General features: G+C 74.2%; 19 protein-coding genes and 2 pseudogenes. 10 read left to right on the plus strand and 11 right to left on the minus strand.

Annotation, left to right across the window (positions count from 1 at the left end):
• Window positions 1-14: 14 nt before the first annotated feature.
• The gene (locus tag C1N71_RS14080) at window positions 15-863 is read right to left on the minus strand and encodes a helix-turn-helix transcriptional regulator (protein WP_137757360.1); all 849 of its coding nucleotides are present in this window, start codon (window positions 861-863) and stop codon (window positions 15-17) included.
• 106 nt (window positions 864-969) lie between these two features.
• Between C1N71_RS14080 and C1N71_RS14085 the strand changes: the two genes are divergently transcribed.
• Window positions 970-1905 carry an SDR family oxidoreductase gene (locus C1N71_RS14085; RefSeq protein ID WP_137756988.1) on the plus strand — a complete coding sequence of 312 codons (936 nt, stop codon included), beginning with the start codon at window positions 970-972 and terminating at the stop codon, window positions 1903-1905.
• 68 nt (window positions 1906-1973) lie between these two features.
• Here C1N71_RS14085 and C1N71_RS14090 read toward each other — a convergent pair whose 3' ends face one another.
• From C1N71_RS14090 to C1N71_RS15550, 3 genes and pseudogenes are all read right to left on the minus strand, one after another.
• Window positions 1974-2225, minus strand: a complete 252-nt coding sequence (locus C1N71_RS14090; protein ID WP_137756989.1) for a hypothetical protein — start codon at window positions 2223-2225, stop codon at window positions 1974-1976.
• Window positions 2226-2274: 49 nt separating this feature from the next.
• A pseudogene (locus tag C1N71_RS14095) lies at window positions 2275-2622 on the minus strand (manganese catalase family protein); the annotation flags it as partial.
• Window positions 2623-2676: 54 nt separating this feature from the next.
• Window positions 2677-2967: pseudogene (locus C1N71_RS15550) on the minus strand (hypothetical protein); the annotation flags it as partial.
• On the opposite strand from C1N71_RS15550, the gene C1N71_RS14100 reads away from it, so the two are divergent.
• From C1N71_RS14100 to C1N71_RS14125, 6 genes are all read left to right on the plus strand, one after another.
• Window positions 2917-3450, plus strand: coding sequence for a YbaK/EbsC family protein (locus C1N71_RS14100; RefSeq protein WP_137756991.1), 534 nt, complete (start codon window positions 2917-2919; stop codon window positions 3448-3450). The pseudogene C1N71_RS15550 and the gene C1N71_RS14100 sit on opposite strands and share 51 nt — an antisense overlap.
• Window positions 3447-4568, plus strand: coding sequence for a DUF998 domain-containing protein (locus C1N71_RS14105; protein WP_137756992.1), 1122 nt, complete (start codon window positions 3447-3449; stop codon window positions 4566-4568). The genes C1N71_RS14100 and C1N71_RS14105 overlap by 4 nt, the downstream gene beginning before the upstream one ends.
• 102 nt (window positions 4569-4670) lie before the next feature.
• Window positions 4671-5156 carry a CinA family protein gene (locus C1N71_RS14110; RefSeq protein WP_137756993.1) on the plus strand — a complete coding sequence of 162 codons (486 nt, stop codon included), beginning with the start codon at window positions 4671-4673 and terminating at the stop codon, window positions 5154-5156.
• Window positions 5149-5991 carry an ammonia-dependent NAD(+) synthetase gene (gene nadE, locus C1N71_RS14115; RefSeq protein WP_137756994.1) on the plus strand — a complete coding sequence of 281 codons (843 nt, stop codon included), beginning with the start codon at window positions 5149-5151 and terminating at the stop codon, window positions 5989-5991. The genes C1N71_RS14110 and nadE overlap by 8 nt, the downstream gene beginning before the upstream one ends.
• Before the next feature lie 45 nt (window positions 5992-6036).
• Window positions 6037-6243 (plus strand): DUF5302 domain-containing protein, encoded by a 207-nt coding sequence (locus C1N71_RS14120; RefSeq protein ID WP_137756995.1) that lies wholly within the window; start codon window positions 6037-6039, stop codon window positions 6241-6243.
• Between the two features lie 49 nt (window positions 6244-6292).
• Window positions 6293-6517 (plus strand): hypothetical protein, encoded by a 225-nt coding sequence (locus C1N71_RS14125; protein WP_137756996.1) that lies wholly within the window; start codon window positions 6293-6295, stop codon window positions 6515-6517.
• A gap of 55 nt (window positions 6518-6572) precedes the next feature.
• Here C1N71_RS14125 and C1N71_RS14130 read toward each other — a convergent pair whose 3' ends face one another.
• Window positions 6573-7319: an MBL fold metallo-hydrolase gene (locus C1N71_RS14130; protein WP_137756997.1), complete on the minus strand. Its 747-nt coding sequence runs from the start codon at window positions 7317-7319 to the stop codon at window positions 6573-6575.
• 114 nt (window positions 7320-7433) lie between these two features.
• Here C1N71_RS14130 and C1N71_RS14135 point away from each other — a divergent pair, with 114 nt between their 5' ends.
• From C1N71_RS14135 to C1N71_RS14145, 3 genes are read left to right on the plus strand one after another with little or no spacing between them, the layout of a single operon-like run.
• Entirely contained in the window at window positions 7434-7880 is a 447-nt protein-coding gene (locus tag C1N71_RS14135; protein WP_137756998.1) for a hypothetical protein, read from the plus strand.
• A gap of 10 nt (window positions 7881-7890) precedes the next feature.
• Window positions 7891-8559 (plus strand): NUDIX hydrolase, encoded by a 669-nt coding sequence (locus C1N71_RS14140; RefSeq protein ID WP_137756999.1) that lies wholly within the window; start codon window positions 7891-7893, stop codon window positions 8557-8559.
• Window positions 8560-8599: 40 nt separating this feature from the next.
• The gene (locus C1N71_RS14145) at window positions 8600-9085 is read left to right on the plus strand and encodes a hypothetical protein (RefSeq protein ID WP_137757000.1); all 486 of its coding nucleotides are present in this window, start codon (window positions 8600-8602) and stop codon (window positions 9083-9085) included.
• 15 nt (window positions 9086-9100) lie between these two features.
• Here the strand turns inward: C1N71_RS14145 and C1N71_RS14150 are convergent, their stop codons facing one another.
• From C1N71_RS14150 to idi, 6 genes are read right to left on the minus strand one after another with little or no spacing between them, the layout of a single operon-like run.
• Window positions 9101-9958 (minus strand): prenyltransferase, encoded by an 858-nt coding sequence (locus tag C1N71_RS14150; RefSeq protein WP_137757001.1) that lies wholly within the window; start codon window positions 9956-9958, stop codon window positions 9101-9103.
• Window positions 9955-10284 carry a lycopene cyclase domain-containing protein gene (locus C1N71_RS14155; RefSeq protein ID WP_137757002.1) on the minus strand — a complete coding sequence of 110 codons (330 nt, stop codon included), beginning with the start codon at window positions 10282-10284 and terminating at the stop codon, window positions 9955-9957. The genes C1N71_RS14150 and C1N71_RS14155 overlap by 4 nt, the downstream gene beginning before the upstream one ends.
• Complete coding sequence (locus C1N71_RS14160; RefSeq protein ID WP_254678023.1) at window positions 10281-10628, minus strand: lycopene cyclase domain-containing protein; 348 nt, start codon at window positions 10626-10628, stop codon at window positions 10281-10283. Before C1N71_RS14160 ends, C1N71_RS14155 begins: the two co-directional genes overlap by 4 nt.
• Window positions 10625-12235: a phytoene desaturase family protein gene (gene crtI, locus C1N71_RS14165; RefSeq protein WP_137757003.1), complete on the minus strand. Its 1611-nt coding sequence runs from the start codon at window positions 12233-12235 to the stop codon at window positions 10625-10627. Before crtI ends, C1N71_RS14160 begins: the two co-directional genes overlap by 4 nt.
• A complete protein-coding gene (locus C1N71_RS14170) occupies window positions 12235-13098 on the minus strand; it encodes a phytoene/squalene synthase family protein (RefSeq protein ID WP_137757004.1) in 864 nt (287 codons plus the stop codon). Before C1N71_RS14170 ends, crtI begins: the two co-directional genes overlap by 1 nt.
• A 19-nt stretch (window positions 13099-13117) precedes the next feature.
• Window positions 13118-13660, minus strand: coding sequence for an isopentenyl-diphosphate Delta-isomerase (gene idi, locus C1N71_RS14175; RefSeq protein WP_137757005.1), 543 nt, complete (start codon window positions 13658-13660; stop codon window positions 13118-13120).
• Window positions 13661-13665: the final 5 nt, after the last annotated feature.

A 13665-nucleotide genomic window follows, 5' to 3' on the forward strand; every position in this document is an offset into this window, starting at 1 on the left:
GTGCGGGGCGGCGGTCAGCCCGCCGACGACCCCGCATCCGCCAGCACCGACAGGAGCTGCAGGCGCTCATGGCTCGGCGTGCCGGGGATCGCCGTGTAGACGAGCAGCGTGTGGGATGCGGCGGGGTCGACGAGCTGCTGGCACGCGAGCTCGAGCTCGCCGGCCTCGGGGTGCACGAATCGCTTGACCTCACGGGGTCGGATGCCGACCTCGTGCCGCTGCCAGAGCTCGCGGAACTCCTCCGAGCGCTCGAGCAGCAGCTCCGCGTACGCCGCCGCGCGCGAGCCCGGTCCTCGGCGAGCGGTGAGCTCGCGCAGCCCCGCGGCGTACATCCGCGAATAGAAGCCGTGATCCTCCGCGGGGTGCCGATCGCGAGCGCCGGGCGTCATGAACCAGCGGTAGCCGAGCGAGCGCTCGGGACCGCGCAGCCCGGTGAGGTCTCCGAGCAGCGCCACGCCCATGCGCGTCTGCCGCAGCGTCTCCCCCAGCTCGGTCACGATCTCGGCGGGGGTGTCGTCGAGCCGATCGAGCACGCGCTGCAGGCCGGGTGCGACGTGCTCGCCCTCGACGCCGGCCGCCGGCGGCTCATGGCCCGCGAGACGGAAGAGATGGTCGCGCTCGATGCGCGACAGGTGCAGGCCCTGCGCGATCGACGAGAGCATCTGCGGTGACGGCTGCGGCCCCACCTCGCGCTCGAGGCGCGCGACGTAGTCGGCGCTCATGTGCGCGAGCGCCGCGACCTCCTCGCGCCGCAGCCCCTCGGTGCGGCGGCGGCGACCGCGCGGCAGGCCGACGTCCTCCGGCTGCAGCGCCGCGCGACGCGTGCGCAGGAAGTCGGCGAGGCCGGCGCGGTCGAGGTCCATGCCCACGATCCTGGCCCACGGCGCCGTCGCGCATCCACGGATCGGCGATCCCTGGATGCGCGTCGGCGACGGCGCGAGGGTGGATGCGACGACGAGGAGTCCACCCATGCCACGCACCATCGACGTGTCCGTCCCGGACCTGACCGGCCGCCGCGCCCTCGTGACGGGAGGCAGCGACGGCATGGGCCTGAGGCTCGCCGAGCGCCTCGCCCGCGCCGGGGCCGACGTGCTGCTGCCCGTGCGCAATCGCACGAAGGGCGACGCCGCCGCGACCCGCATCCGCGCCGCCGTGCCCGGAGCGAGGCTCACGCTGCTCGACCTCGACCTGTCGTCGCTCGCGTCCGTCGCGGCGCTCGGCGAGACGCTGCGGGCGACGGGCGAGCCCATCCACGTGCTCGTCGGCAATGCCGGCGTCATGACGCCGCCCGAGCGGCAGACGACCGCCGACGGCTTCGAGCTGCAGCTCGGCACGAACCACCTCGGGCACGTCGCGCTCGTCGCGCACCTGCTGCCGCTGCTGCGCGACGGCGGCGCACGTGTCGTGTCGCAGCTGAGCATCGCGGCCGCCCGCGGCAGCATCCGCTGGGACGACCTGCAGTGGACCCGCGACTACGACGGCATGGCCGCCTACCGGCAGTCGAAGATCGCGTACGGCCTCTTCGGCCTCGAGCTCGCACGCCGGTCCGAGCGGCACGGGTGGGGGATCACGAGCGTCCTGTCGCATCCGGGCGTCGCGCCGACGAGCCTGCTCGCTGCGCGACCCGAGGTCGGGCGCGCGACGGATACGCCGCAGGTGCGCGTGATCCGGGCGCTGTCGGTCCGCGGCATCCTCGTCGGCACGCCCGAGACGGCCATGCTGCCCGCGCTCGTGGCCGCGACGTCGCCCGACGTGGAGGCCGGCCAGCTGTGGAGCCCGCGCGGCCCGGGCCGCGTCGGCGGTGCCCCTGCCCTGCAGCCGCTCTTCCCGTCGCTGCGGTCGGAGTCGGATGCGGCGCGCATGTGGGACGTCTCGCAGGAGCTCGCAGGCGTGACCTTTCCCTGAGCCGTCCCCGTCCTGACGCACGACGCAGGGCTCGACCGACCGGTCGAGCCCTGCGTCGTGCGCTGCGGCTAGCGCTCCTCCTTCTTCAGCGCGAGGCCGATGAGGAAGAACGTCGGCGCCCAGTGACCGGTGAAGATGCCCCATCGGTCGGACTGCGCGCGATCGTCGTCGGGCTTGCCGCGCGAGATGAGCCACGTCGTGAACGACAGGCCGACGGACGCGAACCCGGCGAGGTACGCATGCTGGCTGCGCACGCCCAGCCCGTGGGCGAGCGCGATGGGGTCGAAGGTCGCGGCCTTCTCGATGACGTCCTTGGCCATGTCCTGCTCCTTCGTGTCGTGGTGGGTGGTGCGAGGCGTGGATGCGCGGTCAGCCCTTGAGGGCGCCGAAGGTCATGTCGATGTCGGCCATCTCCATCTCGGCGGTCGCCTCGATGAGCGCGCGCAGGTCGGCGTCCGCACCGGGGGCGAACTCCTCCGGCCGCTCGGGTGCGATCGTCATGGGACCGCCCTCGGGCGCCTGCTCCGTCGCCGTGAGATCGGTGCCGTCGTTCGACGGCGAGGCGCCCTGGAAGATGCGACCGGCCTCCGACTGGTCGCCGAGGTCGAAGGAGTAGCTCTTCGACTGCAGCCCGAGGTCGACGAGCCGCTTGACCTCGGGGAAGGCCTCGGCGTTCGTCTTCGGGATCGGCAGCGAGGTGCGCCAGTCGACCCCGAGCATCATCGTGCGCATCTCGCCGAACTGGCCGCCGAGCCCTTCCTGCAGCGCGTTCGCCGCTGCGGGATCCGGCTCGTCCTCGACGATCGGATGGATGAGCTGCTGCAGGTGGAAGTACACGGTGTCCTCGATCCCTCGACGTGTCCGTCCACCGTCCCCGTGAGCCATCCGGCCCGGATCCCCGTGGCGGGTCGCGCGAGCGGGGGCCACCCTCCCGCGCGGACCCGCGCCCGCGGCGGAGGGAGGCGCGGCGGACCGACGAGCGACCGTGCGCACCGCGGCTAGGCTCGCCGCATGAGCCCGAGCGCCCGCGGCACTCTCGACTGGCGGCCGGCAGCAGAGCATCCCGAGCTCCTCGCGCCCGCCGTCGCCGCCGCCATCGACGCCGTGCCGGAGGCGCTCGTCGCCCCCATCGATGCGTCCCTCGCCGACACCGCGGCGTTCTGCGAGGCGTACGACGTCGCGCTGTCGGCGAGCGCCAACTGCGTCATCGTCGCGGGCCGTCGCGGCGACGACGTGCGAACCGCCGCCGTCATGGTGCTCGCGACGCATCGCGCCGACGTCAACGGCGTCGTGCGGCGCATGCTCGACGCGCGCAAGGCGTCGTTCGCACCCATGGACGACGCCGTGCGCGACACCGGCATGGCGTTCGGCGGCATCACGCCCATCGGCCTGCCCGACTGGCCGATCCTCGTCGACGACGCGGTGGCGGATGCGGGCGAGGTCGTGATCGGCGCCGGCATCCGCGCCGCGAAGCTGCTCGTGCCCGCCGCCGCCCTGCTGCGGCTGCCCCGCGCCGAGCGCCTGCTGCTCGCGAACCCCGCGTGACCCGCTCGCCGCTCGAGCCGCTGCGGCGGGCGCTCGCGACGAGCGATCTCGGCCCCCGCTCGCGCCAGGAGCTCGAGGCGGTGCTCGCCGCGCTCGTCGCCGCCGCCGTCGGCCTCGTCGTCGGCCTCGTCGTGCTGCTCGGCGACACGCGGCCGATCTCGGCAGCGCCCGACGGCGGTCCCGATGCCACGGATGCCGCCGGCCTCACCGTCGCGACCGTCGCGTCGATCCTCGCGGCGGGCACGGCGGCGACGACGTTCGCGATCGCCTTCCTCCGCTCGTCGTGGCGCGTGCACGTCGCCGGGTCGACGAGGGTGACGCGGCTCGTGCGCATGACGGCGGCAGCCTCGCTGACGGTCGTCTGCGCTGGCTTCGCGTACATCGCCGTGCAGGCGCTCGGGCTCGTCTTCCAGGAGGGCTTCGTCGGTCTCGAGCTCGACGGCGTGGCGGGCGCCATCGCCGTCGCCCTCGCCTGCGCGGGCGCCGCCTACCTCGCGCGGCTCCTCGGCGAGCAGGTCGACACCGCGGTGCTCGGCGCCCTCGCGCCGTCGTTCCTCGCGGTCGGTGTGCTGTTCTCGATGCTCACCGCATCCGACGACGCCTGGTGGCAGGTGCACTTCTCGTCGCTCGGCGCCGGCGGCGGCATCTCGGGCTTCGCGTTCAACGCGACCCTCATCGTGTCGGGCCTGCTCGTCATGACGATGGCCGCCTACGTCGGCCACGACCTCGAGCGCGCGATCGACGCCGGTGAGCGTGCGCCCTGGGTCGGTCGGCTCCTCGCCCTCGTCGGGCTGCTCATGCTGCTGACGGGCGTCGTGCAGGTCGACGTCGCCGAGCTGCTCCACATCGGGCTCGCCGCCGGCATGGTGCTCGTGTTCTGCATCCTCTGCGCGCTCATGCCGCGCCTGGCTCCCCGGCTCCCGCGCGGCGTGCACGTCGCCTCCATCGTGCTCGTGGCTGCGACGATCGGCGCCCTCCTGCTCTGGATCCCGTTCGGCTACTACAACTTCACGGGCTTCGAGTTCGCCGCGTGCGGCCTCATCTTCGTCTGGCTCACGGTCTTCCTGCGCGCCATCTCGGCCGCTGCCGGCGACCGTGCGGCGCGCTCGGACGCGTAGCGGACTGGGCGCCCGCGCCTCAACCCGCTGGTCGCGCACGGTCGGTCGGCGCGACGCTGACGCTCCCGGCCCGATCGCCGGCGAGACGAGAGCGAGGATGCCGTGCCCGACTTCGACGAGGACCTCCAGGAGCGCATCGCGCGCCGCGTGCAGGAGGACGGCCTGAGCGTCGGCGTTGCCGAGTCGCTCACGGGCGGCCTGCTCACGGATGCGCTGGCGACGAGCGAGGGATCGGGCGAGTGGCTGCGCGGCGGCATCGTCGCCTACGGCACCGAGGTGAAGCGGTCGTTGCTCGCGGTCGACGGCCCGGTGATCTCGCGCGAGTGCGCGACGCAGATGGCGGATGCGGCCAGGCGGCTGCTCGGTGCCGACGTCGGGCTCGGCATCACGGGCGTGGGCGGCCCCGACCGGCAGGAGGGGCAGCCGGTCGGCACGGTCCTCATCGCCTGCGCGACGCCGGACGGGTCGATCGCCGAGGAGCACGCGTTCGACGGCGACGCGCCCGAGATCGTCGATGCGTCGGTCGAGCACGGCATGCGCGTGCTGCTGCGAGCGCTCGACGGCGCGCAGGAGGTGCGGCATGGCTGAGCGCGAGGCGACGACCCGGCAGCGCGCGATCGCGGCGGCGCTGCACGTCGAGCATCCGATCGACGTGGCCGAGCAGATCGAGCGCCGCGTCGCCTTCCTGCACGACTACGCCGTGGCATCCGGCGCCCGCGGATTCGTGCTCGGCATCAGCGGCGGTCAGGACTCGACGCTCGCCGGCCGGCTGTGCGCGCTCGCCGTCGACCGGCTCCGCGAGGGCGGGCGCGAGGCGCGGCTCGTCGGCGTCCGCCTGCCGTACCGCCGCCAGGCCGACGAGGACGACGCACGCTCGGCCATGGCGTTCGTCGAGCCCGACGAGGCGATGGCGATCGACGTCGAGCCCGGGGTCGCGGGCATCGTCCGCGCCGTCGCCGAGGGCGAGGGCGATCCGCTCGACGACTTCGCGCGCGGCAACGTCAAGGCGCGCGTGCGCATGGTCGTGCAGTACGCGTTGGCCGGCGCGTCCGGCCTGCTCGTCGTCGGCACCGACCACGCCGCCGAGGCGGTCACGGGCTTCTTCACGAAGCACGGCGACGGCGCCGCCGACGTGACGCCGCTCACCGGGCTCACGAAGGGGCAGGGTCGCGCGCTGCTCGAGCACCTCGGCGCGCCCGCGCACCTCGTGACGAAGGCGCCGACCGCCGACCTGCTCGACGATGCGCCGGGGCAGGCCGACGAGCATGAGCTCGGGCTCACCTACGCCGACATCGACGCCTACCTCGAGGGTCGAGAGGTGGCCGAGGACGTCGCCGCCCGCATCGAGGAGCGCTACGACCGCACGCGGCACAAGCGGCACCTGCCCGCGTCGCCGGCGGATGGATGGTGGCGCGACGCCTGACGCCACCCGGTGGCGGCGCCCGCCGGTCGGTGGGAGGGTGGGGACATGACCGACGCCGATGCCGTAGAGACCCCGCCCGACACCCCCGAGGGCTCGGAGACGCCCGAGGAGGCGCAGCGGCGCAAGTTCCGCGAGGCGCTCGCCAAGAAGGGCCAGCAGCACCACGGCCAGGGCCAGCCCGCCGGACCCATCCACGCCGCCCACACGGGCCCCGCGGTGCAGAAGCGCGTGCACCGCAGGAAGTCCGGCTGACGTCCGGCCCGCGCCGCGGAGCCGACGACCGATCGAGAGGAGCGACGCGATGAGCGACGCACGACCGCAGGACGAGCCCAGCGAGGTCGAGGCCCTGACCGACGAGCACGAGTCCGACGAGGCCGCGGGCCCCGCCGCGCAGGAGGGTGCCGCGGCGACGGACCTCGATGGCGAGGGCGGCGCAGGCACGGACGACACGGGGCAGCCCGTCGAGGACGCCGGCACCGGCACGGCAGACACCTCGGACGACCCGCAGCTCGACGCACCCGACTGATCCGCCTGCGACGTCGCGCGGGCTGCCCGAGGCGGCCCGCGCGATCTCGCGGCGGTCAGCGCCGCAGGTAGGCGAGCTGCGCCGCGACCGATGCCTCCACCGCCGCGCGCACCGACGACGGCACGTCGGCGTAGACGAGGTTCGCCACGTCCTCGACCGATGCGTCCGCGCCGAGCCGTGAGAGCGCCTGGCGCACCTCGGCGAGTCGCTGGAGGCGATGCTCGCGGTAGGCGCGCACGACGCCCGCGAGCGATGGCAGCTCGTCGCCGTGGCCGGGCAGCACGCGAGCGTCGCCGAACGACTCGAGGCGATCGAGCGTCGCGAGGTAGTCGTCGATCGAGCCGTCGGGCTGCGCGATGACGGTCGTGCCGCGGCCGAGGATCGTGTCGCCCGTCACCATCGCGCCGTGCTCGCCGTGGTGCTCGATCCACAGCGCGATCGAGTCGGCCGTGTGGCCGGGCGCGGCGACGACGCGGATGGGCGCCTCGATCACGTCGAGCACCTCGTCGTCGACGAGCGGGTCCGCGCCGACGCACCACGCCTCGTCGAGACCGCGCAGCGGCACGCCCACGCGCTCGGCGAGCTCGATCGCGGCGTCGGTGTGGTCGTGATGGTGGTGCGTCACGACGACGAGGCGCACGGGCAGGCTCGCGAGCGTCGCGACGTGGGCGGCGTTGCGCGGGCCGGGATCGACCACGACGACGCCGCGCATGTCGCCGACGATCCACGTGTTCGTGCCGTCGAGCGTCATGGCCGAGGGGTTCGGCGCGAGGATGCGGCGGATGCCGACGTTGGCCACCATGCATCCACGCTATCCCCGCGGCCATGCGGCGCGCGTGCGGCGTCGATGGGTCGGCGATGGGTCCCGGCTGGGCGCATCCAGTCGACTCGCGGGCAGCGCTGCTTCGCTGTCTGGATGGACGATGCATCGACCTCCCCTCGTCGGCCTCGCGCGCCGTGGCAGGTCGTCGTCGGGATCGTGGTCGCGGCGCTCGGCGTCGCCCTCGCCTCGTACGTCGCCGGAGCCATCGCCGTGGTCGAGGGCATCTTCGCGCTGGGCGAGCCCGACGAGGGGTCCGCCCTGGCCCGCCTCGTCGCTGCCGCCGTGACCGCCGCGGCGGCCGTGTGCGCGATCGTCGCGGCCATCCGCCGGCGCGGATGGTCGCGTCCGCTGCTCGTGGTGGTCGCCGCCGCGTTCGCGGGCATCACGCTGCTGCAGCACGGGCAGTCGTGGTTCGTCGCGGCGCCGATCGTCGTGGGAGCCCTGCTGCTGTGGCTGCCGCCGTCGCGGCGTTGGTTCTCGGCGCGTCGCACCGGTCGCGCCGCCGACCCGGCGAGTCCCGCGCCGTCGCTGCGCGGGTAGCGTGGGCGGCATGGTCGACGCCGACGACGCTCTGCCCGCCGCCGCGACGGTCGTGCTGCTGCGCGACGCCGACGACCCCGTGCTGCCCGGCACCGAGGCGCTGCTGCTGCGTCGCCCCGACCGCGGCTCCTTCGCCGGGGCCTGGGTCTTCCCCGGCGGCCGCGTCGACGAGTCGGACGCCGGCGACGACGAGGATGCGCGGGCGCTGTCGGCCGCCATCCGCGAGACGCGCGAGGAGACGGGCCTCGAGCTCGCGGCCGGCGACCTGGCCGCCCTGTCGCACTGGACCCCGCCCGAGGAGACGAGCAGGCGCTACCGCACGTGGTTCTTCCTCGCGCGGGCGCCGCAGGCGGAGGTCGCGGCGAATCCGGGCGAGATCGAGGAGCACCGGTGGCTGCGCCCCGAGGATGCGCTCGACGCCCACGCGGAGGGCGATCTGCTGCTCTTCCCGCCCACGTGGGTCACGCTGCACGCGCTCGTGGGCGCCGCATCCGTCGACGACGCGCTCGAGGGCGTGCGCGCAGCGGGCGTCGACCGGTACGTGACGCGGCACGACGCCGCCGGCGCTCGATTCCTGTGGCACGGCGACGAGGCCTACGACGGGGCCGACGAGACGCTCGACGGCCCGCGCCACCGGCTGCTGACGGCCGAGCCGCGGTGGCGCTACGAGCGCCGCTGACCGCCACCGAGCGTCCAGTCGACGCCCGTAGCCTCGCTGCATGGCACACGGGATGCGCACGATCGGGCTCGCAGCGATGGCGCTGGCCGCGACGTCGACGGCCTCCTGCTCCGCGCCCCTCGCCTGCCCGACGGTCGGGTACTCGTCGACGCTCACGGTCGAGCTCGCCGAGCCGCGCGACGACATCGCCCTCGAGCTCTGCGTCACCGAGGGGTGCTCGCCGCGGGCGCGCGACGACCTGCCGGCCGACGAGCCGATCGTGGTCTGCGAGACCCTCGACTGCGTGACGGCGACGCCGACGCCCGACGAGCCCGCAAGGGCCGACGACGGCATCTGGATGCTCGAGGGCGACGGCGTCGACGGCTGGTCGGTCACGATCATGACCGGCGGCGAGGTCGTCGCGTATCGGCTCGTCGCGTCCGACGGCGTCGTGCTCGACGAGGGGGAGGTGACGCCCGACTGGGAGCGCGTCGGCGGATCCGAGCAGTGCGGTGGTCCGAGGGAGGCGGAGGTCGTGCTCGGCTGACGGCAGCCGCGCCCCTCAGCGGGTGAGCGCGTATGCGATGCAGAGCATCGTGACGACGAAGCCGCACGCGTAGTTGATGCCGAGGAACCAGCGCCAACCGCCGTTCGCACGACCCGAGTCGGCATCCGACACCGATCGGTACGGCCACGCGGCGATGACGTACGGCACGGCGAGCACCGCGGCGACGACGCCCGGCCAGCCCGTGAGCAGCATGAGCGCGCCCGCCCCGATCCACAGCCCGATCGCGAGCCGCGTCGTGCGGGCGGCGCCGAGCACCGTCGCGATCGACGCGATGCCGCCCTCGCGGTCCGGCACGACGTCCTGCACGGCCCCGAACGCGTGGCTCGCCATGCCCCAGAGGAAGAACGCGGCGAGCAGTGCGACGAGCTGCGGCGTCCAGGTGGCACCCGCGAGCACGAGGCCGTAGACCGCGGGCGAGACGAAGTGGGTCGACGAGGTCATCGAGTCGAGGAAGGGCCGCTCCTTCGTGCGCAGCGGCGGCGCCGAGTACGCGACGACCGCTGCGAGGCTCACCGCGAGCACGATCCACGACGGCCACGACCCGAGCACGACGAGCGCGATGACGAACGGCGCGCACACGACGGCGGAGGCGACGAGCGTCGGGCGATGCAGCTCGGGCGCGAGCAGCGCGCCCTCGACGCCACCCTTGCGCGGGTTGCGCAGGTCGGAGGGGTAGTCGAAGACGTCGTTGATGCCGTACATCGCGAGGTTGTACGGCACGAGGAAGAAGACGGTGCCGACGACGAGCGCGACGTCGATGCGGCCCGTGGCGATCACGTACGCCGCAGCGAACGGGAAGGCCGTGTTGATCCAGGACAGCGGCCGCGAGGATGCGACGAGCCGACCGATCACGCCCGCTCCTCTGCCTCGTCCGCCGTGCCCGCGCGCGGCCTGGCAGGCACGAGCGACCACACCGCGACGCCGACGAGCAGCGCGACCGCAGGGTAGGCGAGGTCCTCGATCGGCGCGAGCCACAGCAGGATGCCCGTCGTGCCGGGGCCGTACGAGAACAGGTCGGCGGCGATCATGAGCGAGTCGAAGACGATCGTCAGCACCGACAGCGCGACGAACGCGGCGAGCAGCGCCTGCACGGATCGGGGCGCGAGCCGACGACGCGCGACGAGCAGCAGCGCGAGGGATGCGGCGCCGAAGATCGCGATGAGCAGCAGGTAGGTCACGACGCCGGCCCCGTGCGCGGTCGCCGCGCCGCGAGGACGCGCATCGCCCCGCGCCACGCGACGATCGCGAGGTAGGAGAGGAAGACGAGGAAGACGGGCTCCTCGATCGGCAGGTGCGGCGCGAGCTCGATGCCGGTCATGCCTGCGCTCTCGCCGAGACGGAACAGGTCGATCGAGATCGCGACGAGATCCCAGACGAGCAGCACGAGCGTCGACGCGGCGACGGCGGCGAGCGTGCGCCGCGGATCGTGCCACAGCGCGAGCCGCCAGCGGCGGTCGAGGAGGGCCACGCCCCCCATCGACGCCAGCAGCGCGCCGAGGTAGGCGAACGACAGCAGCGTCACGAGGCGGTGCCCTCCGCGCGCTCCTCCTCGTCGAGCGGCGGCTCGGGCAGCGGGCCGACCGAGCGGTCGCCCCGCACGTGCTTCAGCACGAGCTCCGCCGAGATGAGGCACATGGGCATGCCGATGCCGGGCACGGTCGACTGGCCGGCGGTGAGCAGCCCGTCGACGCCCTTGTACGCCGTCGAGCCGCGCAGGAAGGCCGACTGCCGCAGCGTGTGCGCCGGCCCGAGCGCGGTGCCGCGCCAGGCGTCGAACCACTCGACGAAGTCCGCCGGGCCGATCGTGCGGCGCACGCGGATCCGGTCTGCGAGATCGGTCGCGCCCGTCCAGGATGCGATCTGCGCGATGGCGTCGTCGGCGATGCGCTCGACGGCGGCGTCGCCGGCGCCGTCGATGCCGCCGTGGCCGATGGAGGCGTCCGCGGGCAGCGGCACGAGCACGAAGAGGTTCTCCGAGCCCTCCGGTGCCACGGTCGCGTCGGTGCGGCTCGGCGCGCACACGTAGATGTTCGCGTCGCCGCCCGGCCACGGCACGGTGCCGTCGAGCGCCTGGAAGCCCGTGCGCCAGTCCTTCGTGAACAGCAGCGAGTGGTGGGCGAGCTCGGGCAGGCGACCCTCGACGCCCAGCAGCACGAGCACGGCGCTCGGCCCGGGCGTCGCCCGCTCCCAGCGGCGCTCGCCATGGGCGTGGAAGCGCTCGGGCAGCAGTCGCGTCTCGAGCGCGTGCATGTCGGATGCGGCGACGACGACGTCCGCGTCGAGCGACTCCGTACCGGCCCCTCGGTCGACCTCGACGCCCACGGCACGGCCGTCGACGACGCGGATGCTCGTGACGCGCGCGTTCGTCTCGATCGTCGCGCCGTGCGCTCGCGCGAGCCGCGCGAACGCGTCGACGATCGTGCCGAACCCTCCGACGGGATAGCCGACGCCGTCGACGAGGTCGAAGTGGCTCATGAGGTGGTACATGCTCGGTGCCGCATACGGATTCGTGCCGAGGAAGACGGCGGGGTAGCCGAGGATCTGCTGCAGCCGCTCGTCGTGCACCGTGCGCTCGATGCGGCGCGAGAGCGGCTCGAGCAGCAGGCGCGTCAGCGTCGCCGCCTCGCCGACGACGCCCGTGCCGCGCAGCGATGCGGGTGACTCGAACCGGTTGTAGAGCAGGCCGCCGACCGCGAGCTCGGCGACGCGCTCCGCCGAGTCGAGGTACGCGCCGAGCGCAGCGCCTGCGCCGGGCTCGATCGCCTCGAACGTCGCTTCGGCATCGGCGCGCTCCGAGCGCAGCTCGATCGGCGCGCCCCCTTCATGCCACACGCGGTATGCGGGGTCGAGTCGTACGACGTCGAGCTCGCGCTCCATCGTCGTGCCCAGCATGCGGAAGGCATGCTCGAACACGGAGCCCATGAGCAGCCACGACGGCCCCGTGTCGAAGGTGAACCCCTCGCTGCGCCACGTGCCCATGCGACCGCCGACCGCGTCGCGCTGCTCGAGCAGCGTCACGTCATGGCCGTCGCGCGCGAGGAGGGCGGCGGAGTGCAGCCCCGCGATGCCGCCGCCGATGACGACGGCGCGACGGCGCGCGTGCGCCCCCGTGCGACGTGCGCCGACCATCAGCGCACCGCCGCCGCGGCGAGGATGCGCAGCTTCTCGGGCCCCGGCACACGGACGCGCTCTCGGCGCAGCCGATCGGCGGGCGTCGTGCGCAGGCGGCGCGACAGCGCGGCGAAGAGCCCGTGCGCGGCACCCACGGCGCGCCGCGCGTCGCGCGGGAGCAGCGGCAGGGTCGCCTCGGCGGTCGCCAGGTCGGCGTCGATGCGGTCGAGCACGGCGTGCTTCGCCTCCTCGGTCGGATGCGCGGGGTCGAGCTGCGGCAGGTAGCGGCGGCCGAGGCCGTCGGCATCCGCCGCGAGGTCGCGGACGAAGTTGACGCGCTGGAAGGCCGAGCCGAGGGCGCGCGCACCCTCGTCGAGCCGCTCGCGCACGTCGGCGGGCGGCGGAGCGTCCGCGAGGAACGCCGCGAGGCACATGAGCCCGACGACCTCGGCCGAGCCGTACACGTACGCGTCGAGCTCGGCCTCGTCGGTGAGGTCGACGGGGTCGAGGTCGCGGCGCATGGAGGCGAAGAAGGGGCGCGTGAGCTCGGGACCGAACGCGGCGACCGACGCGGCGTCCTGGAACGCGTGCACGAGCAGGTTCGTCGAGAAGCGACGCTCGAGCGAGGCCTCGACCTCGCGCTCGAGCGCATCGAGCATCGTGCGGCGCTCGTCGACCGGCACGCCCGCCGCCTCCGCCGGGCCGTCGACGACCTCGTCCGCGAGGCGCACGACGCCGTAGATCGCACCGATCTGCCAACGGACCTCGGGCGTCAGCAGCCGCGACGCGAGGCCGAAGGACGTCGAGTAGTCGCGGATGACGAGAGCGGCCGAGCGGCGCGCGGTGCGGGCGTAGAGCTCGAGCCCGGTCTCCTCGGCCATCACCGCCTCCCGACGGCGGTCACGCGGGCTCCGCGGCGAGGTCCCGGCCGAGCTCCTCGAGCTGCCAGACGAGCCACGGGCTGAACGCGAACGGCGCCCCGGCGACGGCGGCGCGGAGGGCGGCGGGCGCCACCCAGGCGACCTCCGCGACCTCGTCGGGGTCGGGCAGCGGCTCGGCGAGCGCGACGGCCTCGAACACGGGGCAGATCTCGTGCTCGACGATGCCGCCCGCATCGACGGCGCGGTAGCGGAAGTCGGGGAGGATCGACGCGAGCGGACCGAGCTCGAGCCCCAGCTCGTCGCGAGCGCGACGGCGCACCGCCTCCTCCATGTCCTCGCCGGGCGCGGGATGCCCGCAGAAGGCGTTCGTCCACACCCCCGGCCACGTGCGCTTCGTCAGCGCACGACGGGAGACGAGCACCTCGCCGGCCTCGTTGCGCACGTGGCACGAGAACGCGAGGTGGAGCGGGGTGTCCGTCGTGTGGACGGTGGCCTTCGGATGGCTGCCGATGGGCGTGCCGTCGTCGTCGACCAGCACCACGAGCTCGACCGGTTCCTCCATCCCGC

This window comes from Agrococcus sp. SGAir0287, from assembly GCF_005484985.1.
In the GTDB taxonomy this organism is placed as follows: domain Bacteria; phylum Actinomycetota; class Actinomycetes; order Actinomycetales; family Microbacteriaceae; genus Agrococcus.